Here is a 25526-nt window from a genome sequence, read left to right on the forward strand (position 1 = left end):
GCATTGTCACCACCCCATTTCCTCGAGGAACGCGGCGAGACGGTCGCGGCGGTCCTTGTCCGCGGTCTCGAAGGCGCCCAAGTTCAATTCTCCCTGGATCGTCCCGTCGCGCAGGTAGAGGATGCGGTCTCCGCGCAAAGCCGAATTGAGGTCGTGGGTCACCATGGCCACCGTCTGACCGGCGCGGTTGACTCGGCTGAGAAGATCGAGAATGCGCAGCGAGTTTTCGGAGTTGAGCTGCCCGGTGGGTTCGTCGGCGAAGACGACGTCGGGTTCGTTGACAAGGGCCCGGACGATGGCGGCCCTCTGGCCCTCCCCGCCCGAAACCATCCCCGGAAACTTCTTCCTGGTCGCCTCGTCGACACCCACGAGGTCAAACAGCGTATCGACGCGGGCGGCCACGGCCTTTCGCTTGCCGACAAGCAACCCCGGCGCCATCGCATTGTCCGTGAGGGACATCGAGTCGAGAAGGTTGATCTGTTGAAAGACGAAGCCGCAGTGAGTCCGCCGGAAGACCGCCAGCTTGTCCTGGCTGAGCTCTGTGATGTCCTCGCCGTCGAACACCACGCTTCCCAGGGACGGCTTGTCCATGCCCGAAAGCGCGTAAAGGAGGGTGGATTTTCCTGCGCCGGAGGGCCCCATGATTACGGTGAAGCCGCCGCGGCGGATCGCCAGGTCAAGGTTCTTCAGCACATGCTGCTGGGTCCCCTTGTGCGAGAAAGTCTTTGAAAGCTTCTTCGTCACAATCACGTCCTTGGAGTGCGACGTTTCCCCCTCAGATTGCGCCGTGTCATTGTTCTTTTCGCGTACCGCATTGCGGTTCTCTGTTGCGTTCATGCTTCCAAGGTACGCAACAACCGATTACGAAGCCTTTTCGCGATTCTTAACTGTTTCTTAACTCTGCCGGCAAGATTCTGAACGGCGCGCGCCTTATATTTCGGCGCGCCTTGCCGGTGCGCCCGGAGCGAAGAGCCGCTCGATCGGCAGAGCCAAACCTTGCGCCCCGCCCGCATGCCTCACCTGGCGAGCGGAATTTCAAGGACGACGGCGAAGCCTGGGTCGGCCAGGCGGCACGAAAGCGCCCCGCCCATGCGCTCCATGAGACAGCTTGACGTGTAGAGGCCGAGTCCCTCGCCGGGCACCCCCTTCACGTTCGAACCCCGCACGCCCTTGCCCAAGATCGCCTCGATCTCTCCGCGGTCCACGCCCGGGCCGCGGTCGCGGACGACGATGAGAAGAAAGTGCTCGTCGACGCTTGCTCTTACTTCGATGGGCGTGCCGGCGTACTTGCGCGAGTTGGCGACGACGTTGTCGAAGACTTGCCGCATGCGCAGCCGGTCGACGGAAACCAGGCAGTGCGGCAGGGAAAAGTCCCCCATCGCCTCGTCCGCGTCTGCCGCCCTCAACCACCTTTCTATGTCCTCGCTGCCGACAGGAACGGGGGCGACCCGAAGGGAGGCGATTTCCTCGCGGTTGGCCCGGGCGACGTCCGCCATGAGCTCTTCGATCTGACCGGCCTTCTGACGAATGACCTCGATCTTCTCGCGTTTGGATTCGCTGGCCTCCGTCGCCTCGAGGAGCTCCGCGGTGGCGGCGATCGAGGCGACAGGCGTGCGAATATCGTGCCCCAGCTCGGCCACAAGCTGTTTCTTCGACTCCTTCGCCGCGGCTTCGGCCCTGCGCGCCCGGCCGAGCTCGTCGCGCATGATGTCGAATGCCTCGGTGAACGGCCCGAACACATTGTTCCGATCCATCCGCAAGGGGACGTCGAGATTGCCTTGTGCCACCTCGCGCGCAAAGAAACTCAACTGCTTGAAGGGCCGCAGAAGGCGCCGCCTGGACACCGCGACGACGAGAAGGCAAAACGCGGCCACTGCGAGGATCGTTCCGCCCGCCAGCCGGAGCGCCGCCTGCCGGGCCTCTTCCTCCTTCTCCACCCATCCGTTGTAAATCCACATGCGCCCAACGTGCCGCCCTCCCGCGACAAGCTCGAAACCGACCGCGCCCGTCCGCATGGCGTCGCGATCGCCGTCGATCCTTCTGCCGCGCGAGTACACGAGTGATCCGTCGTCTCCAACGACGGTGACCTGGGGAAAGCGCCGACCGGTCCGGGCGTCGGCCGCGCGGGCGTCGGGCCACGACTTTTCGACCGCTTCGACGAGCTCGTTGGCGGGCACGACGTCGGACTTGAAACCCTTGGCGGGCTCGGAACCGAACAGAATCGCAAGAGCGGCGGCTGCAGCGACGACGACAGCGGCGACGGCGCCCTTCATCGGCCGCCCTTTCCCCGGTTGTCCGCTCCCTGGCTTTTTCCGCCGTTCGCTTTCAGGCCTTTCCTACTTCGGCCGCCTGCCCGCCTAACTGGAATCGCCGAGGCGTCTCGCGTCGTCACAGCGCTTCTCCAGCTCTCGCGGACGCTTCTCCAGTTCTCGGGGGCGCTTCTCCGGCCTTCAAGGACGCCCCGCCTTCGCGAAAACGGTATCCTCTCCCCCATACCGTGCAGATATACGCCGGATTGTCGGGGTCGGGCTCGATTCGCCTGCGGAGGCGGCGCACGTGGACCGCCAAAGTGCCGTCGCCCGTGACGGCGCCGCCCCACACCTTGTTCAACAGCTCCCGTTTTTCGACGACCCTCCCCCGGTTGGCCACGAGGTAGGCAAGCAGGTCGAATTCCATCGCCGCGAGCGGGATCTCCGCGCCATCGACACTCACCCGGGAGGATTCGAGGTCGACGGCGAGCCATCCGTCGTCGTAGACGCCGGCCTCACGCCCGCCCGCAGAACCCGAGGCCGACCTCGCCAAAGTCCGCCGCACCTTCGCCACGAGGAGGGCCAGCGAATAGGGTTTGACGATGTAATCGTCCCCTCCCAGCGTCAGGGCGAGAATCTGATCGTCTTCGCCCGTGCGCGCCGAAATGAAGACGACCGGGGTGTCTCTGTCTTTGCGGAGCCTGCGGCAAAACTCGAATCCGCTGGCCCCCGGAAGGTTGACGTCCAACAGTATGAGCCGCGGATCCAGTTTCGACACGGCCGTGAGGGCTTCCTCGGCGCTGCCCACCGCGCGGGCCTTGATCTGCGACAAATTGAGGTACTCGACCGTCGAGGCCGCAAGCGCCGCTTCGTCTTCGACCATCAGCACATCGATTTGCTCCGCCATTCATCAACCCTAAGGCTGCGCGGCGAGCCCGGGCAAGGCGCGCGGCTGGCCGACCGCCGTCGCCCTTCCCGCGGGGACAACACGGGAGCACCCCTCCTACGCGAGATGATCTTCGAGCCTTCACCCTTCGCGCGGGGACAGCACAGCGCCGCATTGCCAGCGCGCATCAAGTCTTTGCCTTCACCCTTCGCGCGGGGACAGCACCCTTTCGAGCGCCGCCGTCGAACGCTCGTATCTCGATTCGCCGGTGATGACGAAATCGACGATCGCTCCGAAATAGCTGTCCATGAGCAGGCGGACGACGTCGGCCGTCGGCAGCGCCGGATCGACGACGCCGCAGACCTTCCACCGATCGACCAGGACGGTGAGAGCTTTCCGAAACTCCGAGTGCCTGCGCCGCATGTCCCGGTTGAGGCCGGGGTTGCGAATGGTCTCCGCCCACGCGTTCACGGCCAGACGCACCGAGCGCAGCATCCATTCCGGTGGCTCTGCGCCGTCGGTCTGGCCCAGCTCCTCGAATATACGCAAAGCCTCGTCCGTGACGACGCGGTCGGCGACGTCCTCGCCTCCGGAGGCTCGCCCGTCTTCGCCAAGAACCTGCCCGCCCTCCTCGGGCGCCTGTTCGCCCTCGTCGGGAGCGTCTTCCTCGTCGCTTCGAAGCCTTTCGCGCTCCACCTTCTCCATATGCCGCCAAAAGGCCAAGGCGACTTCCGCGTACACCTCCCTCAAGGACGGCGGATTCTCACGTTTCGCGAGAATCGCAATTCTCGCGAACACGGCGTCGGTCCGCTCTTTGCACACCGTCACGATCAGCTCATTTTTTCCGCCCGGAAAATAGTTGTAGACGGTGCTCGTGGACATGCCGACGGCGTTGACGACGTCGTCCATCGAGGTCGCATGGAAGCCGTTCTCGGCGAAACACGCTTCCGCTGCCACGACTATCCGCTCGCGTTGGCGTTTCTGGTGGCCGGCGCTGACTCTGGGCATGTTTCAAGGGTACCTTGACCCGTAAATCGAAACGAGCGTTGTTGCTAACGGCGTGCATGCGGAGTAAGCTCACAAGAGTAAAACGATCGTTTCGATTTGAAAGCGTTCACATGTCTGCCATCACTCAGGAATCCGCCGCCACAAGCGGCGGGAAGACCAAGAACAAAGCCGCGATCCTCACGAGCATCATCACAACCCAGCTGATGATCGTGCTCGACATGACGATCATCGCCGTGGCGCTGCCGAGCATGCAGAGCAGCCTCGACATGACCGACGCCCAACGCCCGTGGATCGTCACAGCGTACACGCTGGCCTTCGGCGGCCTCGTGCTCTTCGGCGGGCGCCTCGTCGGGATCGTCGGGATCCGACGGGCCTACCCGATCGGCCTCATGGGATTCTCGATAGCCAGCCTCGTCGGCGGCCTGGCGCCGTCCTTCGCCGTGCTGGCAGGCGCACGCGCCGCCCAGGGCGTCTTCGGCGCCCTGCTCGCCCCCACCATTCTGGCCTTCATCAACAACTCCTTCGTCAATCCCAAGGAGCGCGCCGGCGCCTTCGCGCTCATAGGCGCCACCGGAGGGATCGGCGCCGCGGTGGGCCTCCTCCTGGGAGGGGCGCTGACCGACCTCCTCAACTGGCGATGGGCGATGTTCATCAACATTTTCATCGCCGCCTTCGCTCTCGCCACCAGCCGCAAGACGCTCCCGCCTGCTCACAAGAACAATTCCGGGGCTTCGATCACGGACGACTTTTTCGGCCTCGTACTGGGGTGCACGGGGCTTTTCAGCGTCGTCTTCGGCCTCGACCGCGCCCAGCGCACATCGTGGGGTTCGGCCTCGACCGTCACGTTCATCAGCGTCGGCTGCGCCCTGCTTGTCCTTTTCGTCATCCGGGAAAGGATGGCCCGCAAGCCGGTGCTGCCCCTGTGGATCGTCACGAATCCGGCGCGCAGCGCCTCGTACGGCACACAGTTCACCTTCGGCGCGGCCCAAATGGGCACGGCCGTCTTCATGACGTACTACCTGCAGGAACACCTCGGATACTCGCCGATGAAGACGGGCGTGGCCATGCTCCCGATGGTCGTCGGCATCGTCGTCGCCGCGGCAATCTCCGGCAAACTGATTCTGCCGCGTCTGGGAGCGCAAGCCGCGTTCCCCCTCGGGCTCGGCCTTTCCGCCGCGGGCGCGGGAATCCTGTCGCTCATGGACGTCGATTCTTCGTTCGCACAAGCGGCCCTTCCCGGCCTCATAGTCTTCGGCCTCGGCATGGGCGTCGCCGTGCCCATCGCGTTCAACGCGGGCACGCGAGGCATCGGCCCGTCGCACATCGGCCTGGCCTCGGCGACGATCAACGCGAGCCAGCAGGTGGGGTCCTCCTTCGGCGTCGCTATCCTCTCGACCTACGCGACGCACCTGGGCAAGTCGTACGCCGCCGATCACACGGACGATTTCCGATCGAAGGTCGCAGCCGCCCTCTTCGGGGCCCAGGCCAGCCCGCAGTCCGCGGCCGGCAAGAGGATCATCGCCTCCATGAGGGACGATTTCGCCGACGAGGCCCGGGTCAACGCCTACTCGGGAGGCTTCGTGCTGCTTGCCGTCATCATGGCCAGCGTCGCAGCCGTCATCGCGATAGGCGCCATCGCGTTGAGAATCGCGCGGCGCCGCACGGGAGCCGCAAGGGAAGCCGCGAGCGCCGCAGCCTCGACGCCCGGCACGGCGCCTGTGACGGCGCCTGTGACGGCACGCATCGAGATCAGCGAACCAGGCGCCGCCTCGCGGGATTCCGCGTCAGTCTTCGCGGCCGGGGCCTTGCCTGCCTCCCAGGCTTCAGCCGACGTCGAAGATTTGTCCGCCTCCGCGGCCGTCGCACCCGTCGTTGAACCCACGCCCGTCGCAGAATCCTCGCCTGTCGCCGATTCCTCGCCCGCTGTCGAAGCCTTGCCCACAGCGCCCGTGACGCCCCTCGCGGCAGCCTCGGCCGCACCCACGACGACGCCGAACAACGCGTCCCAGACGCCAGAAACGGCGGGAGCCGAGCCAATCGCGGGTGCGCCGACCCGGGGAATCCCCGCTGGCCAAAGCCAAAGCCGAGGCGAAGGCGACGTTCCAACCCTGGACATCGAGATCGAAAGCCCGGCGCTCAACGCGCCGGCAGTTTCACGCTCGGCTTCGTCGGCTGCGGACGCACCCGACGATCTGACCGTGCGTTACTCGGAAGAAGTCGGACAGGCGTCGGACGGATCGACAGCGCGGACAATTGCCATAACGGTCACGGGAACGGCTTTGGCGACGGCCGCGTTCGCGCTGAGGGTCGTGCGCCGGCGGCGTTCGAAGTGACGCACGTCGGGCCCGGCATCACGCACCGGGCCCGACGCCTCATTTTTTGCCCATGGGGATGTCCGCGACCATGTCCGACGACGGAGCGGACGAACCTGAAGCCGGCTCCATCGTCAGCATGACCGATTCCCCCTCGTCCGGCATAGCAGACAAAAACGCGTACCGGGCCTTGCTTCCCGAAGGGTACATGCCCATCGAGGTCATTCGCTTGCCCTTGACCGACCAGGCTTGAACGGCTTTGCCACGCGGAATCCGCATCCCCGCGGGCATGACCAGCGCCGCGGAATGCTCCTTGTACGACCACACGAGCCGGATGGTGTGTCCGTCGGCCATTTTATGGGACATCTGGCTGTAATCGGACGCCTGGTTGAGGGTATTGAACTTCGCCTCGTCCGACATTCCGCGCATCGTCCACGCCCGGCCCGCGGCAAAGCCCCCGACGACGAGGAAGACGGCGGCGGCTGCCCCAGCAAACCTTCGCACCCACACTCTTCGCCTGGGAAGCTCAACGACGTCGGCACCGCGGGAAACATCGTCATCGGCACCGCGGGGAGTGGATTCCGCCCGGCCCGCGCCACGGTGGCCGACCTCGTCCGAAGAGGCTTCGCTCAGCATAGCTTTTCCTCCTTGAGGCACGTGCGAAACGCCACTCTGCCCAGGAGCCCGGATGCCCCCATCCGAATAAGAAGCGGCCGGATCCCCACCAATTTCAGTGGCGTGCAGCTCAGTGCCAACCCGGGCATCCCCAGAGCTGCCAGAAGAAATGCGCGCCATGAGCGCCGCCTTGACGTCGGCGGGCGGCTGCGGCGGCTCGCCATCGAAAGCGGCGGCGCCCAGCAGTTCGGCTTCGGGAGTGCCGAAGGCGATGTCGTCGCGTTCGGTCATCGGTCCTCCACAACCTCGCGCAACTGCGCGATTCCTTTCCTGATATGGGTCTTGAGGGTGCCCAACGGCATGTTTAAAGCCTGCGCCGCTTGCACGTGGGTCATCGACCGGAAGAAGACCGCGTCGATGCAGGAGCGGACCGGCTGGTCAAGGCCGGCGACGGCGCGCGCAACCTCGCCGCTCCGCTCGTGAGAAAAGACGGCCTCGGCCACAGAATCGTATTCGACCTCGAATTTGGCCGAAGAAGCCTCGCGAAGACGTCGCGACTCGTGCGACCGAACGCAGTCGATGGCCCGCCTCCGAGCGAGGACGGCCAGCCACGCCTTGGCGCTGCCTTTCGCAGGGTCGAAGGACGACGCACGCTGCCACACCTGCCAGAAGACCTCCTGCAGAACATCCTCGGCCAGGTCGGCGTCGACGACAATGCGGCGAATGAGGGCCAAAAGATGGCCGGCAGCACGGTCGTAGAGGAGGCCGAAGGCCTCGCCGTCACCCTTCGCAACCGCGGCGAGCAAGCGGTCAAGATCGTTGTGAGCATCGTGCACGGCAACTATGCTAACGGCTCGCTCGGCGCCTCGCCTCGCAACGCTCTTCGCAGTCGGCATCGCCCCCACCGTTGGACGCGTTGCCACCCTACGTATCGCCGCTGTCCCCGCCATCCTCATCTGTCACCCGAATGTGAAGGAGTGGAGGCGGACGCCAGCGCTCGCCTCGACCGTGAGAGTGCCCCTTTTCGCGTTGTCGCCGGGGAGAAGGTCAATGGCGTTGGGAATCCCTTCGACCTTTTTTGTGTAGCTGCGCCCCTGGAAGGTGTAGGTTATCTCGCCTTTGCCCGATGCAACGAGGTAAACGCGGCGGGAATGGAGCCCCAGTTTCAGGCTCGCTCCCTCAAAAGCGGGCGTAGCCGATTCGCCGTCGGCCGTCCATTTACCTGAAAGATTGAACTTGCCCGGCTTCGGGTCGCTTGACTGGCCGTAGTCGACGGTGCCCTCGGCAAAGGGAACCTTGCCGTCGTAGTAACGCGCCCTGTCCGGGAAGAGATAAGTCTCCGGATTCGCCTCCTCGGCCCGAGCGGCGTCGGCCTTCGAATCGTCCTTGTCGGAGAAAACCGGATCGGGAAGCTTTTTTCCCGGGTTTTGCTTGGCGAGCAGTTCTCGGATGAGCCTCTCCGTCCTCGCTTCGCCATGTTCGCCGTAGTGGATATGCCGAACCTTGCCCTGCGCGTCCACGAGGTAGTGGGCGGGCCAATAGTGGTTGTCGAAGGCGCTCCACGTCTTCAGATCCGAATCGACGGCGACGGGATAGGTGATTCCAAGCTTTTGCGCGCCGCCTTTGACGTTTTCCGGCACCTTTTCAAAGGCGTACTCCGGCGAGTGGACTCCTATCACCTGAAGCCCGTAGTCGCGGTAGGTCTTATAAAGCTTTTCAATCCCCGGCGCCGAACGTTGGCAGTTGATGCACGAGTACGCCCAGAAATCGACGAGCCGCACTCCGCCGGCAGGCACCTTGTGCTCTAGGGCGCGACCGCCGGGGGTGTTGAACCAGGCGGCAATCCCGGTTATCTCGGGCTGCGGCCCGCAGTCGGCGAGTTCGGCCGAATCCGGCGAGCACGTGAACTTTCCCGACTGCTCGTCGTGAAGGTACTCGTCCGCGGCCTTTTGGAGATTCGCAGTGTAATCGGGAATGACCCGCTGGATTTTCGCCGGCAGATCGAAGACGATGCCCGCCGCCAAGGCGATCATCGCGCCTCCCGCCGCGATCCGGATCCCGCGCTGCCGCTTCCGATACCCCTTGACGCGCTCGGTCACGCCCCGTCCGGCGAGGGCGAAGAAGAAGAGGGGAATGGCGACCCCGACGGCGAAGGAAATCGCCAACACCACGGTTTCAGCGCCGACTTTCCCCGTCGAGCCCGCCACGCTGATCGCCGTGAGCACCGGTCCCGCGCATGGAACGTAGGCGGTTCCCAGCACGAGGCCGAAGACGAATCCGTTGGACCGCTTGTCCACCTGTTTCATGCGTATGCGCGCGAACGGCTTTTCCAGCCATTCCTCGACCTTCGGGATCATAAGCGAGACACCGATGAGCGCGAGGAAGGCGACGCCTGCCCACCGAATGAAATCTTGGGGAAGCCCCAGAAGGCTGAGGACAGTCGATCCGAGCAGAGTCACGGCCGTAAAGGAGACGACCAGCCCGAGCGTGATGAGGAGGGGGTATTTTCTTGACGGCGACTTGCCGTTGGAGGAGGCGCCGGTCGCGCCCGCGAGGAAGATGATGGGGAGCATCGGCAGTATGCACGGCGATACGCCCGTGATCAGGCCGCCGAACAAGCCGATGAGAATCTGCGAGAACATGGTTTCCTTTTCGCCGCCGTTTGTCTGTCACCGTTGGTTCGACGCCGACGTCGCCCACAGATGTGTGCAACAGTTCACACATCCGGCATGCCCTGCGGCGCCGAACAGTGATTGAAGGCGGAACGATCCGCCCTGCAAACAACCACTCGAACAAAGGAATGCCCATGGCTCGCAAATTCTTCGCATCGACCGCTCTGGCCTCCGTCGCCCTTGCCGCAGGCTTGGGCTTGGCGGCGTGCAGCGCCGACGATCAGCCCTCCGACAAGATGTCGACGACGCAAAACGAGAAGATGTCGGACAAAGACAAGATGTCGGATAAGGACAAGATGACAGACAAAGACAAAATGACCGACAAGGACAAGATGACCGATGGGTCCATGAAGGACAAGGGAACAGACGGCTCGATGAAGGACGGCTCCATGACCGACAAGTGACGGCGTCTGGAAAAGGAGGCGTCGCGTGCCGCCGATCGAATCCGAGACGACGTCCGCGACGTCGGAATCTTCTTGGCGAGGCGGCGTGCATACCGCCGAGACGTCGCGTGGCGTGGGGCCGCGATCTCGCCGTCCCACGCCACGCTCGACCGCATCGCCGAACCGGCGCTGCGTCCGACGACGCTTTGCGTCGCTCGTCCCGCGTGGCGCTGCCTTATAAGCTTTTACAAGCCTTTCGTCGTCACTTGCCCTGCGGGCGCACGAACGGGAACGTGATCGTCTCCCGGATGCCGAGGCCCGTCATGGCGGTCAAAAGTCGATCGACGCCCATCCCCATGCCGCCGCACGGCGGGAATCCCTGCTCGAGGGCCTCGATGAATTCTTCGTCGAGCTGCATGGCTTCGGGGTCGCCGTTGGCGGCCTCCAAGGACTGGGCTGCCAAACGCTCGCGTTGGATCACCGGATCGGCAAGCTCGGAGTATGCCGTCGCCAGCTCTATCCCGCGCACGTACAGGTCCCATTTCTCGGTCAGTCCGGGCTTCGAACGGTGAGGCCGGGTAAGGGGCGACGTGTCCTCCGGGAAGTCGAGAACGAAGGTCGGCTCCCACAGTTTCGAGCCGACGAGCTCTTCGAAGATCTCCTCGGCGATTTTCCCCGCGACCCAGTAGGGCGCCACGGAGATCCCGTGGCGGTCGGCGATCGCCTCAAGCTTTTCGCGCGGGGTTTCGACCGTGACCTCCTCGCCCACCGCTTCGGAGATTGAGGTGTAAAGATCGATGCGCGCCCACTGGCCGCCCAGGTCATATTCCGTCCCGTCGGAAAGGGTCACCGTGGTCGTCCCGAGGGTGTCGAGGCAGGCGCGCTGAACCAGCGACTGGGTCAGCTCCGCCATCGTGTCGTACGTCGCGTACGCCTCGTACGCCTCGATCGCCGTGAATTCAGGGGAATGGCTCGAATCGGCGCCTTCGTTGCGGAAGTTTCGGTTGATTTCGAAGACTTTGTCGACGCCCCCCACCACCGCCCTCTTGAGGTAGAGCTCGGTGGCGATGCGCAGGTAAAGATCCTGGTTGTAGGCGTTGATGTGGGTGACGAACGGGCGGGCGGCCGCGCCTCCGTGGATGGCCTGGAGCATGGGCGTCTCAAGCTCGAGGTAGCCGCGATCGTCGAAGTTGGCGCGCAAAGACTTCATGACGCCCGCGCGAAGGCGCACCATGTCGCGGGCCGCCGGGCGCATGATGAGGTCGAGGTGGCGCATGCGCACGCGCGACTCCTCGGAAAGGGTGACGTCTTCGCCGTCGGCGTTCGTGTACACCTTCGGCAGGGGGCGGATGGCCTTGGAGGCAATCTGCCAGGAGCGGGCGAATACGGAGAGCTCGCCGCGCTTGGACGTTCCGACGTACCCTTCCACGAAAAGGTGGTCGCCGAGGTCGACGTCGGTCTTGAATCTGGCGAAGGCCTCCTCGCCGACGTTGGCCAGCGACAAAAGCACCTGGATGCGGTTTCCGGGGCCGTCCTGAAGGGTCGCGAAGGCGATTTTTCCGGACGAGCGCGAAAGCATGACGCGTCCGGCGATCCCCACGGCGACGTGGGCCAGTTCGACGCCGGCTTCGAGGCTGCCGTATTTCTCTCGCAGCTCGGGAATCGTCGTTGTGACGGGAAGCTCGACCGGATACGGTTCGATGCCCTCGTCGATCATCTTCTGGCGTTTGGCGAGCCGAATGCTGATCTGGCCGGGAAGGTCGTCGTTCTGCGGCGCCGCGGCGGGCGTCTCGTTGGTAGTCACGGACAATAGACTACAGCGTGGAGCTCGCCCGCGCGGATTTGGCTTCGTCCCGGTTCTGGCCGCATGGCGCGCCGCGGGCGTGGGGTGCGCGCGGATTCAGCCCTTCGGACGGCCAGCCCCCGGTCGCGCCAGGCACCAGACTTCGCCGAAACGCCCCTACGACGAAGAGCGCGGCGAAGCGGCTACGCGGCCTGCTCCGAGCTGCGTTGCAGACACGACCCGCGATTCGGGCGTTCACAGGGAAACGCCCGAATCGCGGATGCGGCGGCGCTAGGCGGCCTCCGCGATCATATCGATCAGCGCGCACCAGACTCTGAATGTCGAAACCGGACGGACGGCGGCGGACTCCCCCTCGAAGACCACGCTGAAATAGCCCGCGGGAGTGTCAAGCACGCAGATCGGCCCACGCGTTTCGTTCTCGTCGGCCGCAGCCGCGTCTGTCACAAGTGGATCGCCCCCGCCCGCTACAAGCGTTTCGCCGGCCACAAACGTTTCGCCCCTATCTGTCACAAGCGTTTCTCCTTCGCCAGCCGAGAGCGCCTCATCGGACCTATGCTCATCGCCCTCAGCCACACGCGCATCGCCCTCATCGGACGCGAGCGCTTCATCGATCGCAAGCATCGAGGATACGATCCAGATCTTCCAGTTACCTTCCTGCATGGCGTCCTGAGCCTCGGGCCAAAACGTGCTCAGCTCGTCCGCCAGGCTGTCGCGCACGGTCCTGCTGGAGAACTCGAAAAGTTCGAGCACCCAACTCTTCGGCACGTAGACGGAGGCGACGGGGGCGGCGACGGGCCGCGGACCGACGTCGAGCAGATCCGCCATGACGACCGGCAACAGCCCGGGCTCATAGAGAGAAAGGGCCACGGAATCGTCAATGTCGAGGGCGACGCACGACGCCCTGCCCACACCGAACCATCCGGCGGCGTGCCGCAAGACTCCTCCGTCGTTGACAAGAAGATCGACGTATCCCAGGGAATCCCAGTACGGGGCGAGCAGATCACGTGCGACGCCGGACAGAGACTCATAAGCCGCCTCCGCCGCAGTGCTTGACGGACGGTCGGAGGCATCCGCCGAGGCTCCTTCCTCGAAAAATCCGAGGCGGCGAAGCCGGGCCATTCCCTCGTCGGAAACGTCGTTTCCCTCGAGGCAGGCTTGTATATCAGCCCATGCCTGCCGGGGAACAATGACGTCTGCGCTCGCCTCCATCAGACCCCCTCCGGTTTGAAACCGTCAACGATGTCTGCAATGGTTCGCGTCTGCCCGGCAAAATCCGAAGAGACCGCCATGAATACCAAAATGTAGGCCTCCCGTCTCTTATCCGTTCCCACGCAGTACATCAGTTCCGTGACGTTGCGCCCTTCCGAGCACATAGTCAACGTCGCGACGAGCGCAGGCTTTCCACCCACCGTCGCGTCGCCGACGTCGAGCACCCGGCACGTGGGATCACTGCGGGCGTTCTCCAAGAGCCGTCCCATTCCTTCCTCAATGGACGGTTCAGCGTCGCGAACGCGCGTGACTAAAAGGGTGGGTGCATACCCTTGCGAAGTCACCGGCCCACACGCGATGCAATCGACTCCGCCCACGTCGGAGGCGTCCATCTGCCTCCACTCCGGCGGCAATGCAATCACGGTCATTTCCCTATCTTGTCTATCAAGCCGGTGACTTTGCCGTCCAGGAGATTTTTACCGCCGTCGGCCAAAGACCCACCAGCCCAACCTCCCACGACACCGCCGATGACTGTGCCGACACCTGGGCATATTGCTGTTCCGATGGCGGCCCCCGCAGCCGTTCCGGCGCTGCCTCCGGCAAGCCCCGGCGCGACGTCCCATCCGGCTTTGGCGACGGTGCGAGTCACTTTCTCCATGCCGCTCAAGGAAGAATTGTGGGAGTCGGCCTCCCATTGCGCCTTGCCAGAGCCCCACGCGTCAAAGCCCGCCATTCCGTATTTGACCACCGTGAGGCCCTTGCCTGCTTTCCCGCCGAAGTCGAGGGCCTTCTTGCTCTTTCCCATGACGTCCTCAGACACGCCAGCTAAGGGCTTCCAGTGCTTCGAATCCGTGGCGCCTTTGAGCTGCTCAAGAGGGTTGGTGCGCGAAGAGAAGAAAGAAAGTCCAATCTCTTTGGGCGACGTCGGAAACTTGGTGTGGCTGCCCCTTTTCCCCAGTATTTCTTCCATCATCCCGCCACCTGAGCGCCATGCCATGCCTTTGGCTTTGCCTACGCCTTCACCCAGCATAAACTCGGCTTTTTTCCCCATAGACAGTATGGTTTTAATATCGTAGCCGTCCTTGATCCTGTCGAGAACCCACTTGCCGACCTTGACACCGTCCCATCCGACGCCCAGCGGAGAGCGGCCACTAGCGATAGGAGGGAGCAAAAAAGCCTTGAGCATCGTACCGAGGGGCCCGTCCAGCCAAGTTGTCGGGTCGACCCCGCACATCGCGGCAAATTCCGCGTGAGCCTGGACCTCTCTGGCACGAAGGTCATCGTGTTTGCCGACCAGAATGTTGAACTGTGCGACTCGAGCTGCCGTCAGCGTTGGACTCGTCGAACTGGCAAGGCAGGGCAGCACGTAGCTACCGATCGCTGGGAAACCTTCGGCCTTGGACTCGGCGAGCAAATCTTTGAATCCTTTTTCGACGCTCTCGATCTTCTCACAAAACTGAGAGACCGCAGTTGAGTATTTTCCGATCTCTTCGGTAGTGCCAGAGAGCTTTTTGTTCAGATCCTCCGCACGTGAACTGTACGTCAGAGCGGCGCCGCCCTCCCAACTGTCTTGAGCTTTAGCATGGATGTTCAACGCATCCCGAGAACGCTCTTCAACCTCTTTGAGGAGCTTCTCAAGCTCCTGCTTCTGATTCGCAACGTCGGCCGACTTGGCTTCTACCGAGGTGTCAAAACCGAAGAATTTCTCTAACATCATGACGTTTCACCGCCGCTCTGGAATTGCTCTTGGACAGGGCCGTACTGACGAGCGTTGTCTCCATCAGTCTGTTCAAACCCCTTGATTGAAGCATCGATGTCGCCGTTCATGTCATTGATCGACGTGGCGCAACCTTTGATCGCGTCCTTGATTTTATTCGTCATTTGATCAGCAACACTTTGCGACTGCCCGTAGCCAGAAGGCTCGGAAAGTTCCATGCCACTGAAGCCTTCAGCCAATTCACCGTATCTGGAATGGACATTCCACATCTCCGGAACATCCATCCGCGTGATGGCCGGGCCTATCATTTCGTAAGCCATAACTTACCCCTACTCGATATACCTTTTGCGGAAATTCGCCACTCACATCGAAAGGTGGAGCGCACATCAAGCCGCGACGGTTACTGTCGAGGATGAATTTACCGAAGTCCGCCCTAGGCGACGACTGTGCATGCGGGAGAGATCTCCCCACCTTCCACATACTTGAAATTTGGATGAAACTGGCATTCCAGAGCCAATATTCTCGCCTTGACCTTGCATCGCAAACGAGCGTATGCACGCTTCGACAAGCACTCGAGGCCCCGGCGCCTCGGCCTCTCCGTAAAAATACTATTCGCCCCCCGTAATCCTTCTGCAGGGTGACTATGCGACAACACTCTCCCCAGGAAGAACGCAGCAGAAGACTAGAAATGGAGAGCCAATGCGAATAGCCTGGCAGGCACTAAGCTGCCGGAGCGATCGCAGGCAACGCGCACCACACTTGCGAGGACGCCGTGGGTCGAATGACCGCAGCGTCGCCGTCGAAGACCACTTTGAAATAGCCCCTGGACGTGTCGAACGCTAAGATCGACCCACGCCTTTTTGGGGGACGATGCCGTTGGCACCGGCCTGCGTCAGACTCCCTCCGGTCGAAAACTCGCGACGATGTCCGCGAACACACCCGCCATCGGGACGAAATCCGGAGTCGCCGCGATAGGCGCCAGAACATACGCCGAAGGCAGTTCCTCGGGGCGGTGACGTAGAGAATTAGCGTAAGACTTTTCTGCTCGATGCAGTAAGTGAGCACAGCGGCGGCCGCGGGATATCCCGCCCGCACGGTTTCCCCGACGTCGATGAGACGGCCGACCCGCGTCCCCGCGGTCTCCTGTATAGTTATTTGACCTACTTTCACGCAAAGAGACGAGGACAGCCATGGCAGGCAGAAGAACGCCGGAAGAGATTCAGAGGATTCTCAACCAGCCGAACCCCTTGGTGCCGACAGAGACGATCGGGGTGCGACTCGGCGCATTGGAAGCGGTGGGGGCGGTTGCAGCCGTTGCCGTCGCGGCGAACTTCGGCCAGCCGCAAGCAGTCCCCCAAGGCCGCCCGCGGACCGTCCCCTTCGAGCCGGTTCCGCCGCCCGTCCAGCGGGCGATCGTCGTTTGCCTCTTCGGTTTCTTTCCGCCCCTGCTGCTAGCCGCCATCCGCGATGCAGTCCGACGCCCGGCGTTTTCCTTCGACGACCAAGAAACGGCGAACGGCCATGCTTTGACTTTGAAACCGGCGTCGATCAAATGGAGCGACGCCGTCCGCATCGACGAAGCCCAAAAGGAAGTCTCCAGTTAGCCGCTTTCACGCACGTTTCGCGCCGATTTCATACAGGCTCCACGTTTGTTTCACGTCGCCTTCACGCCGATTCGCCGCGAAACTCACCCTTAAAAACACGTGGGTCTCTTTACCCCCAAGGGGATCGGCCCGCCCCGCTTAGGATGGACATATGCATCTCACGCTACCTGATTCCTGGCAGGTCCGCGATGTGCCGGACGAATATCAGGCTGCCAAGTACATCGCCATGGGCCCCCGGGGCTACCTGGGCTACTCGCCCTCCGCCGTCGTCACGTACGAGGAGGGAGTCAGCGGCACGCTCGACGATTGGGCCGCCGCCATGATCGAAGAATCGTCCCAGACGATTCCAGGTTTGCACGTCATCGACGTCGGCGGATTGGAAATAGCGGGCCACCCGGCGATCGTCCACGCCCTGTCAATGACCGTTGAAAGCGTCAACGTGACCCAGATGCAGTTCGCGCTGCTGACGGGAGGCAGGCGCTCGGCCAGGAGGCCCGGCTACGTCGTGACGGTCACGTGCGCCTCCGCCGACCTTCCCACGATCGGCGACTCTCTGATCGACATGGCCACCAGCTTCGAGCCCTCAGGAGGCGAACAATGAGCAGCGACACGATCAGCGTCGTCTTCCCCACCGACGAATGGGAGGCCTTGAAAGACCTTCTCGACGGGGAGGGCGCGCCCCTCAACCTCATGGGCGACCTCGAGCAGCGCGGCTTCCTTGAAAACGGCGCGCTCTCGCAGTCGGCTGCAAAGCTTCTGCAGGCCTATCAGCAGGCCGCGGGAGCGGTGCGTCTATATGTGTGCGACGCCGGAGTGGTGCGCGAAGCCCGCACGTGGGTGGCCAAGGACCGCAGCGTGCTGCTCGACATCACCGACGGCGAAGTGACGGTTTTGCGGCGGCAGGAGCCGGGCCAGTTTCCGCTCACGCTGTTGGAGATGCTCGGCATCGGCCCTCGGCCCCGCCTCCCGGAGGGCGCCCTTCCCGGATTTTCCGCGAGAATCATCCGCGACCTCCTGCGCCCGAGCGACAGCGACCGCAACGCCAAAGCCCGCGACGACCTCGCCGAGACGCTCAGAGGGGTGTGGCCGGCCGCCAGCGAGGCGATCAAAAAGGACGACTGGCGGCTGTGGCTCATTCAGTCCTTCGACGTCGCCGTCGGCGAGCCTCAGGCGCGCACCACCGTGTGCGTCCTCGACACGTCGGCCGGCATGGTCGGGATCACGGTCGATGGCGACACCGCGGTTCCCGTGGCCGTGACGTCGCTCGAAGTGTGGCGTGCCGTGGCCGCGGCGATCGCGCCGTGGTCGTGACCGCGATCTAACAGCCGCAACCGCAATGTAACCGTGGCCTCACGAGGCGGGCACGACGCGAGCGCAGCATAACCGTAACGGAACCCCGGTTCGGCAGGCCCGACGGCTGCTCTCGATGCGCCAGGCGGTTACTTCCGGAACGAGGCAATAGGTTCGCCCGAGCTGCGCAGCCCGTGGCCCGGCGGCGCTTGGCCGGGCTCGCCCCCCGTCTCGACGATAGCGTTGTCCACGTCGACGAAGACGACGCGCGGCTCGTAGCTGCGCGCGGACGCGTCGTCGAGCAGCGAATACGAGATGACGATGACGACGTGGCCTGTCTTCACCAGGTGCGCGGCGGCGCCGTTGATCTGGCACACTCGGCTCCCCCGCGCACCGGGAATCACATAGGTCGTGAGGCGGCTGCCGTTCGTCACGTCGACCACGTCAACCTCTTGGCCGGGAAGAATATCGGCGGCGTCAAGCAGATCGGCGTCGATCGTTATCGATCCGACGTAATGCAAATCCGCACCCGTGACGGTGACGCGATGGATCTTGCCGGTCATCATTCGGCGCATACGCAATTCAGCCACGAAGTTCAACCTCCATATTGTCGATGAGGCGCGTGGGCCCAACCCAGGCCGCGACGGCCAACAAACCTCGCCCGTGCACGGGCGCTGCACCCGTTGCAGGCACGGTCTCTGCGTCGCCCGCGGACATGGTCTCTGCGTCGCCCGCAGGCATGGTCGCACCGCTCGCCGGGAAACTCTTACCGCCGCTGGCCGGTATAGCCGCGGCGCCTTCGGAAGGCGAGGTCCCAGCGGCTCCGCCCGCAAAGAAGGCCTCGCCGTCGATGGCCGCAAAAGTCTCTGGGTCGACGAGAGCAAGGTAGTCGATTTTGACTCCCGGCGCTTCGCGCAGGTGCCGTTCGGCGACGTCGCGCACCTCCTTCGGGGACAGTCCGCGTTGGGCGGCGTCGGCCCCCACCGCGAGAGCCTGGTTGAGAGCCAAAGCCTCAATGCGTTCGGTGGGCGAAAGATAGGAGTTGCGCGAGGACAGGGCGAGGCCGTCGACGTCGCGCTCGATCGGGACCGCCCGTATTTCGACCGGCATGTCCAGATCGGCGGCCATCGTGCGGATCAGAGCGAGCTGCTGCGCGTCCTTCTGCCCGAAGAAGGCGATGTCCGGGCGAACGAGGTTGAGCACCTTGTGGACGACCTGGAGCACGCCCGCGAAATGCGTGGGGCGAGTCTTTCCCTCGAGGACTGCGGCCATCGGCCCGGGATCGATACGGACAAGGGGGTCGCGCGGATAGACGTCCTCGGCCTCGGGAGCGTAAACGGCCTGGACGCCGACCGCCTCGAGAAAGGCCAGATCGGCCTCAAGGTCGCGTGGGTAGGCTTCGTAGTCTTCGCCCGGCCCGAATTGCAGGGGGTTGACGAAGATCGAGACGACCACATTGTCCGCCGCCTTCTTCGCGGCCCGAACGAGCGCAAGGTGCCCTTCGTGAAGCGCGCCCATCGTCATGACAAGCGCACTCGTGCCTTTGAGGGCGCCGAGGGCTTCCGCAAGATCCGCTTTAGTGCGTGCAACTTTAGTCACGCCTACCAGTTTACCGGCCGACGACGGAACCTTCGCAGCCGTGGCCTGAGCGGGAGGCTCACTGGCCGTCGAAGCCCGCACGCCCCCTTAAAATTGTAATAACCCGTATCCGAAAAATCAGGGGACGAACAGCCCTTTTAATGTGACGGTCTTAGAGAGACGATTGAACCATCGGCGCACAAATGGAAAATCCTAGAAAAATTCAGAGTTGATTTGTCAACGCCGCACGTATCCAATAAAACAAAACAAACAAGGAGATAGAAAAATGAGAAAACGACGCCTTACATTGGCCGCGTCAATATGCACAGCAGCGATGCTGTTCCCCGGCAGCCCGGCAAACGCGGGCCCGTCTCCGACCGGAACAAGCCCGTCCGCCGTCAAGGCAGGCTCCGCGAATATGGACGATCTTCCGCATAAAGCAGCCAATTCAGTGGCGGCGATGGAAAAGCAGGTCAACATCGACGCTTTCATCGCCAAAAAGGACAAACCCGATTCGCGGCTAAAGGGACTTCCCGTGAAGCCCGCGGCCCAGAAAAGCGCGGACGGTGTTGCAGCATCCGCCCAGGAAATGGCTCAATCCATGGCAAACGGCCCCAAAGGGGCACGCTTTGTCGACAAGGTCCGCGTCAAGGTCAATGATGTTGCTGTAAAAAAGCAAAGCAACGGAAGTCTCGTCGTCACCGCACAGATCGAAATTTCTCGACATATCGCGAAGGACGACGTCAACTGGGAAGGAATTATTCCCCACGAAATCAAAATAGACGCCCGCGGATGCATCTATGGCCTCGTAGTCAAAGATCGCGACTATTACGACAAGCACCTCGTCAGCTACCTTCCCAAACCCCAAAAAGACGCGTCAAATTCTCCAGAGGGCAGGCGAGATGACAAATCGCAGTACACGGGAGAAAAGTTGGCGCAAGGTCAGCAGCGGAAGGCACCGGCCGTCGTACCACTCACTTTGACGCAAAAACAAAAGAAGAAAGCGGTGGAGTACGCTCGCAAGTACGCCAAATCCCCGAACCGTAAGTATCACTACTATAAGGAAAACGAAGGCGGGGATTGCACCAACTTTGTGTCGCAAGCCATGGAAGCAGGCGGATGGGAGCAGGTCTACCATTCATACTTCGACTATAAAGACGACAACGCCTGGTGGTACGGCGGAGGACTGCCTTTCAGCTATCCCCGCAACAGCTGGACTTGGTCCGGTGCCGAAAACTTCTTCCGCATGGCGAACGGCAGTGGTGGGCTGAAAAGAACGACCTTGCTAAACAATTACTATGAATTGCAGCCGGGAGACATCTTGCAATACAAAGCCAAAGGCGCTACCGAGATGACCCACACGATGATCGTCACCAAGGTTGAAAATGGCGAACCTTATCTGAGCTATCACACCGACGATCAGATCGACCAGCCATTGTCTTCCATGCTTAAAGGCGAAAAGAAGACGTGGTATCCGCAGCGCACTTAGCGGCGATCACGCGGTATATTTCGTTGAGCTCATCGAAATCAACGGCGCGCAGAGGATGAAATGCCTCTGAGGCGCTCCGCGAAAATACAAACATTCCAGTCGGCGGCCGCGGGGATTGTCCCCCGCGGCCGCCGCGTCATACTCAACCGCTCAGCCAGCGATTCTACTCAGCGCGGTTAACATCCTCTCCTCCGTCCTCGGCTGTTCCATCGCCGCCGGGCGCTGCCCTTGTTGTCGCTCGCCGATTCGTAAGTCCGCCGAGTTCCAACCGACGCTCCCGTCCGAACCGGCCACAAGCTCGAACAGGCGGCCTAGTCCGATGTGGCCGGACCCAAGCCCCTCAGTCCGGCTCGGCGGAATACGAACCGTCGCCGCCGTCCGAAGCCCTCGAACCCGAGTCGACGCTTCCGTCAGGCTCCGCCGAGCCCGGCGTCGCCAAACCTGAAGCGCCGCCGTCCAGCTCGGCCAGCAGGCGATCAATCGCCGGAGGCTCCCGCAGGCTTCGGGCCGCGACCCGCGCCGCCGTCGCCCTCGCGAGCGCGCGGTAGGCGGGCGGTATGTCCGCGTAGTCCCCCGTCGCCGCGAGCGCATCGAGCGAGGCGAGGTGCTCGCGCACGGTGCCGACGTCGCCGCGCGCAACCGGCCCGGTCAGCGCCGATTCGCCGGAGCTGAGCGTGCCGTCGAGGGCGGCCTGAAGGAGGGGCGCGAGGTAGGCGCCCGGAGCCTCGACCCCGAGGGCCTCCAGCACCCGCATCGACTGGGCGACGAGGGTGACGAGGTGGTTTGCGCCGTGGGCGAGGGCCGCATGATAGAGGCCCCTGTCTTCCTCTGCGACGACGACCGGCGTGCCGCCCGTCTCGGTCACGAGCGCCTGGCCGATGGGCAGCAGCGTGGCGGGGGCGGTGACGGCGAAGGGGCAGCCGACGAGGCGGGCGACGTCGAGCGAGGTTCCGGTGAAGGTCATGGCCGGATGGACGGCGAGGGTGAGTGCCCCCGCGCGTGCCGCAGGTTCGAGCACGGATACGCCGTAGCGGCCCGCGACGTGGATCGCCAACTGCCCGGCGGTGAAGCAGCCGAGCTTGGCCAAGCCTTCGACGAGCGGGCCGAGTTCGTCGTCGGGAACGGCGAAAAGCAGCACCTCGGCCCGGCGGGCGACCTCCTCGACGCTCAGGGCGGGGACTCCGGGCAGCATGGCGCCGAGGCGGTCCAGGCTGGCCTCGGAGGGCGCGTGGGCGCCGACGATCGTATGCCCGGCGGCGCGCAAGGCGCTGCCGAGAGCGCTTCCGACGCGCCCGGCTGAAACGATGCCGATCGACAGGCGTGTGGCCATTCGCCGCCTTCCTCTCAAGCGTTCGACTGCAGGCGCCTACTCGCAGGCGTTTGTCCGCAAGCGCTTCCTCTCGGGCGCACACAAGGGGCCTTCGCGAGCATTCGCGCCTTGCGTCAGCAGTCTACTATTCGCGCCCGGTCAAGGCGGCGCGTAGGCGCGGCCTTTCATATCGCGGCCGTCGGCCTCCGACTGTCTTAGCCCTCGACCGGCCCCCACCCGGGAGTGAGAGCCGCCGCAAGCGTGCGTCCGCCGCGATCGGGGGCCTGATCGAACTGCCGGAAGATCCCGAGCCGCTCCCGCCAGCCCTCGATCGATTCGCGGTCGCCCTCGGCCCTCCGGTCGCGCCCAAGCTGGGACTGCCGCTCGCACAGCGACCTGGCGTCCGCCAAACGGAGGTGCTTTTGCACGGTCTCGATTGCCATGGCGGCCGTGCTCAGCCGCAGCGAGGCCAGACCGAGCGCGCGCTGGACCAACCCCTGGGAAAGCCTGAGCCCCTGGAAGCGCGCATGCCACACGATTCGCAGCGAACGGCCGAAAAACCGGCCCCAGCGCAGCACGGCGACCGTCCGGGTGAGGGCCTCGGCGTTGCGAACCCACCCGAAGGGGTCGAGCACCTGAGAGGCGCGCGGGGCCGCGACGAAAAGCTCGGAGGGCCCTTTGCCCTCGAAGGCGTCTTTGAGAAAGGCCTCGGGATCGTCGACTCCGAGGTCCGGGATGAGCGCCCACAGAACCCGTTCGACGTCGCGCATGCTCCCCGCGGTGACGAGCTCCGTGGGTTTGGCGCCGTCCTCGTTCAATGTGAACCTGGTCTTGGCGGCTTCGACCTCGACGCTCCACCAGCCAAAGCGGCGCCAAAGCAGGCGCTGGCGGACTCGCACGGTCTGGACCCGCATGGGAAGGACCGTGGTGGCCTTCTGCGACGCGAGGCCGGAACGAAGCCGCAAACCGTCAGGGGTCAGGGACAGCGCGGCGCCCCACTTTCGCGAAAGGGCGCCGATGCCGCCCCACACCGCGCCGAGAAGCACGAGCGCCACGGGAAGAAGGGCGACTTTCTGGTCGAAGGCGAGAAGGGCGATGGAGGCGGCCGCCGAGAGAATCCCGATGAAGAAGACCGGCGAAAGCATCAGCGAGGCGACGAGCCTGCCCGGCTGGAGCTCGTAGACCCGGGGCTCGTCGAGGAGTTCTGAAGCCCCTTCACGCCACGGCAGGATCCTGACGGGACGGTCGGCGCGTGCGTCGTCGGCCGCCTTGAGAATCGCCTCCCGCAGGCCTTCACACTGCTCCTTGGTCAGCCACCCGAGGCGCATCCCGCCTCCCATCGCCGCCGATTCGACGGTGACGGAACCGAGTCCGAACATGCGGGCGAACAGGCTCCTTTGGACCTCGACGCTTTGAATCCTGCCCCACTTCACGTGGACGCGTTTCTTCAGCACGACGCCGGATCGCAGGCGGATGCCGTCGGCGCCGAGGGAGAACGCTTTGACATGCCAGACGACGACGGCGACGGCGGACGAAACCACGCTCACCGCAAGGAAAGCCAGGAGGGCCCATCCGACGGCCCGCATCCCGAGGTCGCGAACCGCGCCCCACAGCGTGCCGATGTCCTGCCTCTCGATCCAGTCGCGCGAGAACCAGGCTGCCGCGACAAGAATGCTCAACCACATCCGCAGCACGCTCGCCAACGGGGTGAGAGGGTGGAACCGCTGCCATTCGCCCGAGGAGCCTGCGTCCGTCCGGCATTCTCCCGCCGCAGGCGGCAGCTCTTCGCCTGCAGCGCCCTTCGCGCTCACAGCCCCTCCATCCTCGCCTGGCTGACCTCCATGAGCCTCGCCCTCAAACGCTCGGCCTCCCCGACGGGCAAGCCGGGAATGGAGGGGTTGACGTTGACGGAGGCGGTGACGAACACGAGCTTGGCCAAACCATACCTCCGCAGAAAAGGGCCCGATGTCACGACCAGCTGTTGCATGCGGCCGTACGGAACGACGACGAGAGAAGGCCACAAGACTCCCCTGCATACCACGAGGTCGTCGTCGCCCTCGTAGTAGCCGATGGCCCGCGCCCGCCGAGAGGCAATGAAGACACCCGCCATTTCGACGACGAGGCATAGCGGGACGAGAGCCCACAGCCACGGCCATTCGCTTCCGGAATACAGCGCGAGGGCGATCACCGCGGCAAGGGAACACGCGAGAACGAGCAGGCCTTGCAGCCGGAGAACTTTTGCGTAGGCGCGCCCCACCCCGCTGAACGTGATAGTGGGCGACAAGGGAGTCGACGTGGTCGCCTCCCCGCCGTCTTTGTCCACGTCGCGATTCACTCTAGCATGCAAGAACACATATATAGTCTAAATTACTTTGCACGTCGACGCGAGGAGTAATGCTGCCCATGGCCCCTTCCGCGCACGGCGCGCCGCGCCCCCTCAAACTGGGCATATCGCTTGAAAATACCGGCGTTCTTCGGGGTTAAGCCGTCGGAACTCCGGGGATGCGGCGTCGAACCATTGGGGACAGAAGCCCAAACCTCGGACGAAGCGACGTCAAAACTGCGAAAGGGGGCCCCGATCCCTCCAGGATGCGCCCTGGACAAGGCGAGGCAAAACAAGGACTGCGTGCGGCGAGGCTTGGCACGCAACGGCCCTGACGGCCGGCGGCGAGCCGATCGAAGCACCGAGTCGCGGGGGCGGCTCAGGCGCACCCGCCGGCGCGGCAGAATCACGCCAGCCGGCGCGGCAAGGCGACGGATCGAGACGCGGGCGCGACGCCGCACAGCATGGCTGCGCAGCATGGCGGGCTCACGCGACGGTCGGCCTGGCTTGAGGGCCGGGGCCGTCGTCGTCGGAATCGACGACGCACCACCTTTCGACGACCCAGCCCGTCCAGGTCAAGACGGCGCTGGAGACGGCGGCAAGCCCCGCGGCGAGGACTTGCTCGCGAACGTACGAGGTTTCTCCGGTCCTCCAGAAAAGCGCCGCGCACAGGCCGAAGAAGCCCGCCAGCCAGGCCCCGCATCTGGAGCACGCCTGAGCCAGGACGGCCACGCGGGCCGCCTGCAAGGGCGAGATTCTCCGCCGCGTTCTCCGCTGATCTTTCTTCTCCGGCTGGTCCTTTTCCCGCATGGCTTTGACCCTGCGGCCCCAGGCGAAGAGGAAGGCCGAAAATCCGAGGATGAGCACGCCGAGGGGAAGCGGAATGGGCCAGGGGGCGTGGCCGCCGCTGAGGGTGAGGGCGCAAAAGACGAGCCCGCAGCCGAGGCCGAACGCCAGGCTGAAAGCCAAGTTGCGGATGGATGTCAGGCTCATGGTTTGCCTCCTTTCCGAGTTTCCTCGCAGCAGCGGGCCGCCGCGGCCCCGGCGGTCGGGCCGTCAGCGCCGCAGCTTCTCAATG

Annotated in this window: 24 protein-coding genes; 6 read left to right on the forward strand and 18 right to left on the reverse strand. The window is 63.9% G+C overall.

The annotated features are described in order from the left end of the window. Window positions 1–6: 6 nt before the first annotated feature. The 4 genes from ACO48X_RS02150 to ACO48X_RS02165 form a co-directional block, all read right to left on the reverse strand. Entirely contained in the window at window positions 7–837 is an 831-nt protein-coding gene (locus ACO48X_RS02150) for an ABC transporter ATP-binding protein (protein WP_485000096.1), read from the reverse strand. A gap of 179 nt (window positions 838–1016) precedes the next feature. Next, window positions 1017–2273, reverse strand: coding sequence for a sensor histidine kinase (locus ACO48X_RS02155; RefSeq protein WP_485000098.1), 1257 nt, complete (start codon window positions 2271–2273; stop codon window positions 1017–1019). 115 nt (window positions 2274–2388) lie between these two features. Then, window positions 2389–3156 carry a response regulator transcription factor gene (locus ACO48X_RS02160; protein WP_485000101.1) on the reverse strand — a complete coding sequence of 256 codons (768 nt, stop codon included), beginning with the start codon at window positions 3154–3156 and terminating at the stop codon, window positions 2389–2391. Window positions 3157–3336: 180 nt separating this feature from the next. Beyond that, the gene (locus ACO48X_RS02165; RefSeq protein WP_485000103.1) at window positions 3337–4143 is read right to left on the reverse strand and encodes a TetR/AcrR family transcriptional regulator; all 807 of its coding nucleotides are present in this window, start codon (window positions 4141–4143) and stop codon (window positions 3337–3339) included. 110 nt (window positions 4144–4253) lie between these two features. Here ACO48X_RS02165 and ACO48X_RS02170 point away from each other — a divergent pair, with 110 nt between their 5' ends. After that, window positions 4254–6476: an MFS transporter gene (locus tag ACO48X_RS02170; protein WP_485000105.1), complete on the forward strand. Its 2223-nt coding sequence runs from the start codon at window positions 4254–4256 to the stop codon at window positions 6474–6476. Between the two features lie 39 nt (window positions 6477–6515). On the opposite strand, the gene ACO48X_RS02175 is transcribed toward ACO48X_RS02170, so the two are convergent. From ACO48X_RS02175 to ACO48X_RS02185, 3 genes are all read right to left on the reverse strand, one after another. After that, window positions 6516–7361, reverse strand: coding sequence for an anti-sigma factor domain-containing protein (locus tag ACO48X_RS02175; protein ID WP_485000107.1), 846 nt, complete (start codon window positions 7359–7361; stop codon window positions 6516–6518). Next, entirely contained in the window at window positions 7358–7906 is a 549-nt protein-coding gene (locus ACO48X_RS02180) for a sigma-70 family RNA polymerase sigma factor (protein ID WP_484997618.1), read from the reverse strand. Before ACO48X_RS02180 ends, ACO48X_RS02175 begins: the two co-directional genes overlap by 4 nt. A gap of 123 nt (window positions 7907–8029) precedes the next feature. Then, the gene (locus ACO48X_RS02185; RefSeq protein ID WP_485000109.1) at window positions 8030–9712 is read right to left on the reverse strand and encodes a cytochrome c biogenesis protein CcdA; all 1683 of its coding nucleotides are present in this window, start codon (window positions 9710–9712) and stop codon (window positions 8030–8032) included. Between the two features lie 164 nt (window positions 9713–9876). Here ACO48X_RS02185 and ACO48X_RS02190 point away from each other — a divergent pair, with 164 nt between their 5' ends. Then, window positions 9877–10146: a hypothetical protein gene (locus ACO48X_RS02190; RefSeq protein WP_485000111.1), complete on the forward strand. Its 270-nt coding sequence runs from the start codon at window positions 9877–9879 to the stop codon at window positions 10144–10146. Window positions 10147–10387: 241 nt separating this feature from the next. On the opposite strand, the gene lysS is transcribed toward ACO48X_RS02190, so the two are convergent. From lysS to ACO48X_RS02215, 5 genes are all read right to left on the reverse strand, one after another. Continuing rightward, window positions 10388–11929: a lysine--tRNA ligase gene (lysS, locus tag ACO48X_RS02195; protein ID WP_485000113.1), complete on the reverse strand. Its 1542-nt coding sequence runs from the start codon at window positions 11927–11929 to the stop codon at window positions 10388–10390. 270 nt (window positions 11930–12199) lie between these two features. Next, entirely contained in the window at window positions 12200–13138 is a 939-nt protein-coding gene (locus tag ACO48X_RS02200; protein ID WP_485000115.1) for a hypothetical protein, read from the reverse strand. Continuing rightward, window positions 13138–13566 (reverse strand): hypothetical protein, encoded by a 429-nt coding sequence (locus ACO48X_RS02205; RefSeq protein ID WP_485000117.1) that lies wholly within the window; start codon window positions 13564–13566, stop codon window positions 13138–13140. The genes ACO48X_RS02200 and ACO48X_RS02205 overlap by 1 nt, the downstream gene beginning before the upstream one ends. Then, on the reverse strand, window positions 13563–14855 hold the full coding sequence (locus tag ACO48X_RS02210) for a hypothetical protein (RefSeq protein ID WP_485000119.1): 1293 nt from the start codon (window positions 14853–14855) through the stop codon (window positions 13563–13565). Before ACO48X_RS02210 ends, ACO48X_RS02205 begins: the two co-directional genes overlap by 4 nt. Continuing rightward, entirely contained in the window at window positions 14852–15175 is a 324-nt protein-coding gene (locus ACO48X_RS02215) for a hypothetical protein (RefSeq protein ID WP_485000121.1), read from the reverse strand. The genes ACO48X_RS02210 and ACO48X_RS02215 overlap by 4 nt, the downstream gene beginning before the upstream one ends. A gap of 870 nt (window positions 15176–16045) precedes the next feature. On the opposite strand from ACO48X_RS02215, the gene ACO48X_RS02220 reads away from it, so the two are divergent. The 3 genes from ACO48X_RS02220 to ACO48X_RS02230 all read left to right on the forward strand — a co-directional run bounded on the left by ACO48X_RS02220 (window position 16046) and on the right by ACO48X_RS02230 (window position 17770). Continuing rightward, window positions 16046–16459: a hypothetical protein gene (locus tag ACO48X_RS02220; RefSeq protein ID WP_485000123.1), complete on the forward strand. Its 414-nt coding sequence runs from the start codon at window positions 16046–16048 to the stop codon at window positions 16457–16459. Window positions 16460–16610: 151 nt separating this feature from the next. Next, complete coding sequence (locus ACO48X_RS02225; protein ID WP_485000125.1) at window positions 16611–17060, forward strand: hypothetical protein; 450 nt, start codon at window positions 16611–16613, stop codon at window positions 17058–17060. Next, window positions 17057–17770 (forward strand): hypothetical protein, encoded by a 714-nt coding sequence (locus ACO48X_RS02230; protein WP_484989672.1) that lies wholly within the window; start codon window positions 17057–17059, stop codon window positions 17768–17770. Before ACO48X_RS02225 ends, ACO48X_RS02230 begins: the two co-directional genes overlap by 4 nt. Before the next feature lie 128 nt (window positions 17771–17898). Here the strand turns inward: ACO48X_RS02230 and panD are convergent, their stop codons facing one another. Continuing rightward, complete coding sequence (gene panD / locus ACO48X_RS02235) at window positions 17899–18315, reverse strand: aspartate 1-decarboxylase (protein ID WP_485000138.1); 417 nt, start codon at window positions 18313–18315, stop codon at window positions 17899–17901. A gap of 16 nt (window positions 18316–18331) precedes the next feature. Beyond that, on the reverse strand, window positions 18332–19357 hold the full coding sequence (panC, locus tag ACO48X_RS02240) for a pantoate--beta-alanine ligase (protein WP_485000140.1): 1026 nt from the start codon (window positions 19355–19357) through the stop codon (window positions 18332–18334). Window positions 19358–19613: 256 nt separating this feature from the next. On the opposite strand from panC, the gene ACO48X_RS02245 reads away from it, so the two are divergent. Beyond that, window positions 19614–20816, forward strand: coding sequence for an amidase domain-containing protein (locus ACO48X_RS02245; RefSeq protein WP_485000127.1), 1203 nt, complete (start codon window positions 19614–19616; stop codon window positions 20814–20816). Between the two features lie 340 nt (window positions 20817–21156). Here ACO48X_RS02245 and ACO48X_RS02250 read toward each other — a convergent pair whose 3' ends face one another. The 4 genes from ACO48X_RS02250 to ACO48X_RS02265 all read right to left on the reverse strand — a co-directional run bounded on the left by ACO48X_RS02250 (window position 21157) and on the right by ACO48X_RS02265 (window position 25441). Further along, window positions 21157–22146: a Rossmann-like and DUF2520 domain-containing protein gene (locus ACO48X_RS02250; RefSeq protein WP_485000129.1), complete on the reverse strand. Its 990-nt coding sequence runs from the start codon at window positions 22144–22146 to the stop codon at window positions 21157–21159. Window positions 22147–22340: 194 nt separating this feature from the next. Continuing rightward, complete coding sequence (locus ACO48X_RS02255; protein ID WP_485000131.1) at window positions 22341–23936, reverse strand: PH domain-containing protein; 1596 nt, start codon at window positions 23934–23936, stop codon at window positions 22341–22343. Next, window positions 23933–24460 (reverse strand): PH domain-containing protein, encoded by a 528-nt coding sequence (locus ACO48X_RS02260; RefSeq protein WP_485000133.1) that lies wholly within the window; start codon window positions 24458–24460, stop codon window positions 23933–23935. The genes ACO48X_RS02255 and ACO48X_RS02260 overlap by 4 nt, the downstream gene beginning before the upstream one ends. Window positions 24461–24934: 474 nt before the next feature. Further along, complete coding sequence (locus tag ACO48X_RS02265) at window positions 24935–25441, reverse strand: DUF3180 domain-containing protein (protein WP_485000135.1); 507 nt, start codon at window positions 25439–25441, stop codon at window positions 24935–24937. Between the last annotated feature and the right edge of the window lie 85 nt (window positions 25442–25526).

The sequence above is a fragment of the Peptidiphaga sp. genome, assembly GCF_057238965.1.

Bases quoted from the DNA above. Each gene is read 5' to 3' on its own strand.
- ACO48X_RS02170 (WP_485000105.1), top strand. From the start codon at position 4,254: ATGTCTGCCATCACTCAGGAATCCGCCGCCACAAGCGGCGGGAAGACC.
- ACO48X_RS02175 (WP_485000107.1), bottom strand. From the start codon at position 7,361: ATGACCGAACGCGACGACATCGCCTTCGGCACTCCCGAAGCCGAACTG.
- panD (WP_485000138.1), bottom strand. From the start codon at position 18,315: ATGATGACCGGCAAGATCCATCGCGTCACCGTCACGGGTGCGGATTTG.
- ACO48X_RS02250 (WP_485000129.1), bottom strand. From the start codon at position 22,146: ATGGCCACACGCCTGTCGATCGGCATCGTTTCAGCCGGGCGCGTCGGA.
- ACO48X_RS02200 (WP_485000115.1), bottom strand. From the start codon at position 13,138: ATGGAGGCGAGCGCAGACGTCATTGTTCCCCGGCAGGCATGGGCTGAT.
- ACO48X_RS02185 (WP_485000109.1), bottom strand. From the start codon at position 9,712: ATGTTCTCGCAGATTCTCATCGGCTTGTTCGGCGGCCTGATCACGGGC.
- ACO48X_RS02205 (WP_485000117.1), bottom strand. From the start codon at position 13,566: ATGACCGTGATTGCATTGCCGCCGGAGTGGAGGCAGATGGACGCCTCC.
- ACO48X_RS02155 (WP_485000098.1), bottom strand. From the start codon at position 2,273: ATGAAGGGCGCCGTCGCCGCTGTCGTCGTCGCTGCAGCCGCCGCTCTT.
- ACO48X_RS02210 (WP_485000119.1), bottom strand. From the start codon at position 14,855: ATGATGTTAGAGAAATTCTTCGGTTTTGACACCTCGGTAGAAGCCAAG.
- ACO48X_RS02225 (WP_485000125.1), top strand. From the start codon at position 16,611: ATGCATCTCACGCTACCTGATTCCTGGCAGGTCCGCGATGTGCCGGAC.
- ACO48X_RS02230 (WP_484989672.1), top strand. From the start codon at position 17,057: ATGAGCAGCGACACGATCAGCGTCGTCTTCCCCACCGACGAATGGGAG.
- ACO48X_RS02220 (WP_485000123.1), top strand. From the start codon at position 16,046: ATGGCAGGCAGAAGAACGCCGGAAGAGATTCAGAGGATTCTCAACCAG.
- ACO48X_RS02160 (WP_485000101.1), bottom strand. From the start codon at position 3,156: ATGGCGGAGCAAATCGATGTGCTGATGGTCGAAGACGAAGCGGCGCTT.
- ACO48X_RS02245 (WP_485000127.1), top strand. From the start codon at position 19,614: ATGAGAAAACGACGCCTTACATTGGCCGCGTCAATATGCACAGCAGCG.
- ACO48X_RS02215 (WP_485000121.1), bottom strand. From the start codon at position 15,175: ATGGCTTACGAAATGATAGGCCCGGCCATCACGCGGATGGATGTTCCG.
- ACO48X_RS02265 (WP_485000135.1), bottom strand. From the start codon at position 25,441: ATGAGCCTGACATCCATCCGCAACTTGGCTTTCAGCCTGGCGTTCGGC.
- ACO48X_RS02165 (WP_485000103.1), bottom strand. From the start codon at position 4,143: ATGCCCAGAGTCAGCGCCGGCCACCAGAAACGCCAACGCGAGCGGATA.
- ACO48X_RS02190 (WP_485000111.1), top strand. From the start codon at position 9,877: ATGGCTCGCAAATTCTTCGCATCGACCGCTCTGGCCTCCGTCGCCCTT.
- ACO48X_RS02150 (WP_485000096.1), bottom strand. From the start codon at position 837: ATGAACGCAACAGAGAACCGCAATGCGGTACGCGAAAAGAACAATGAC.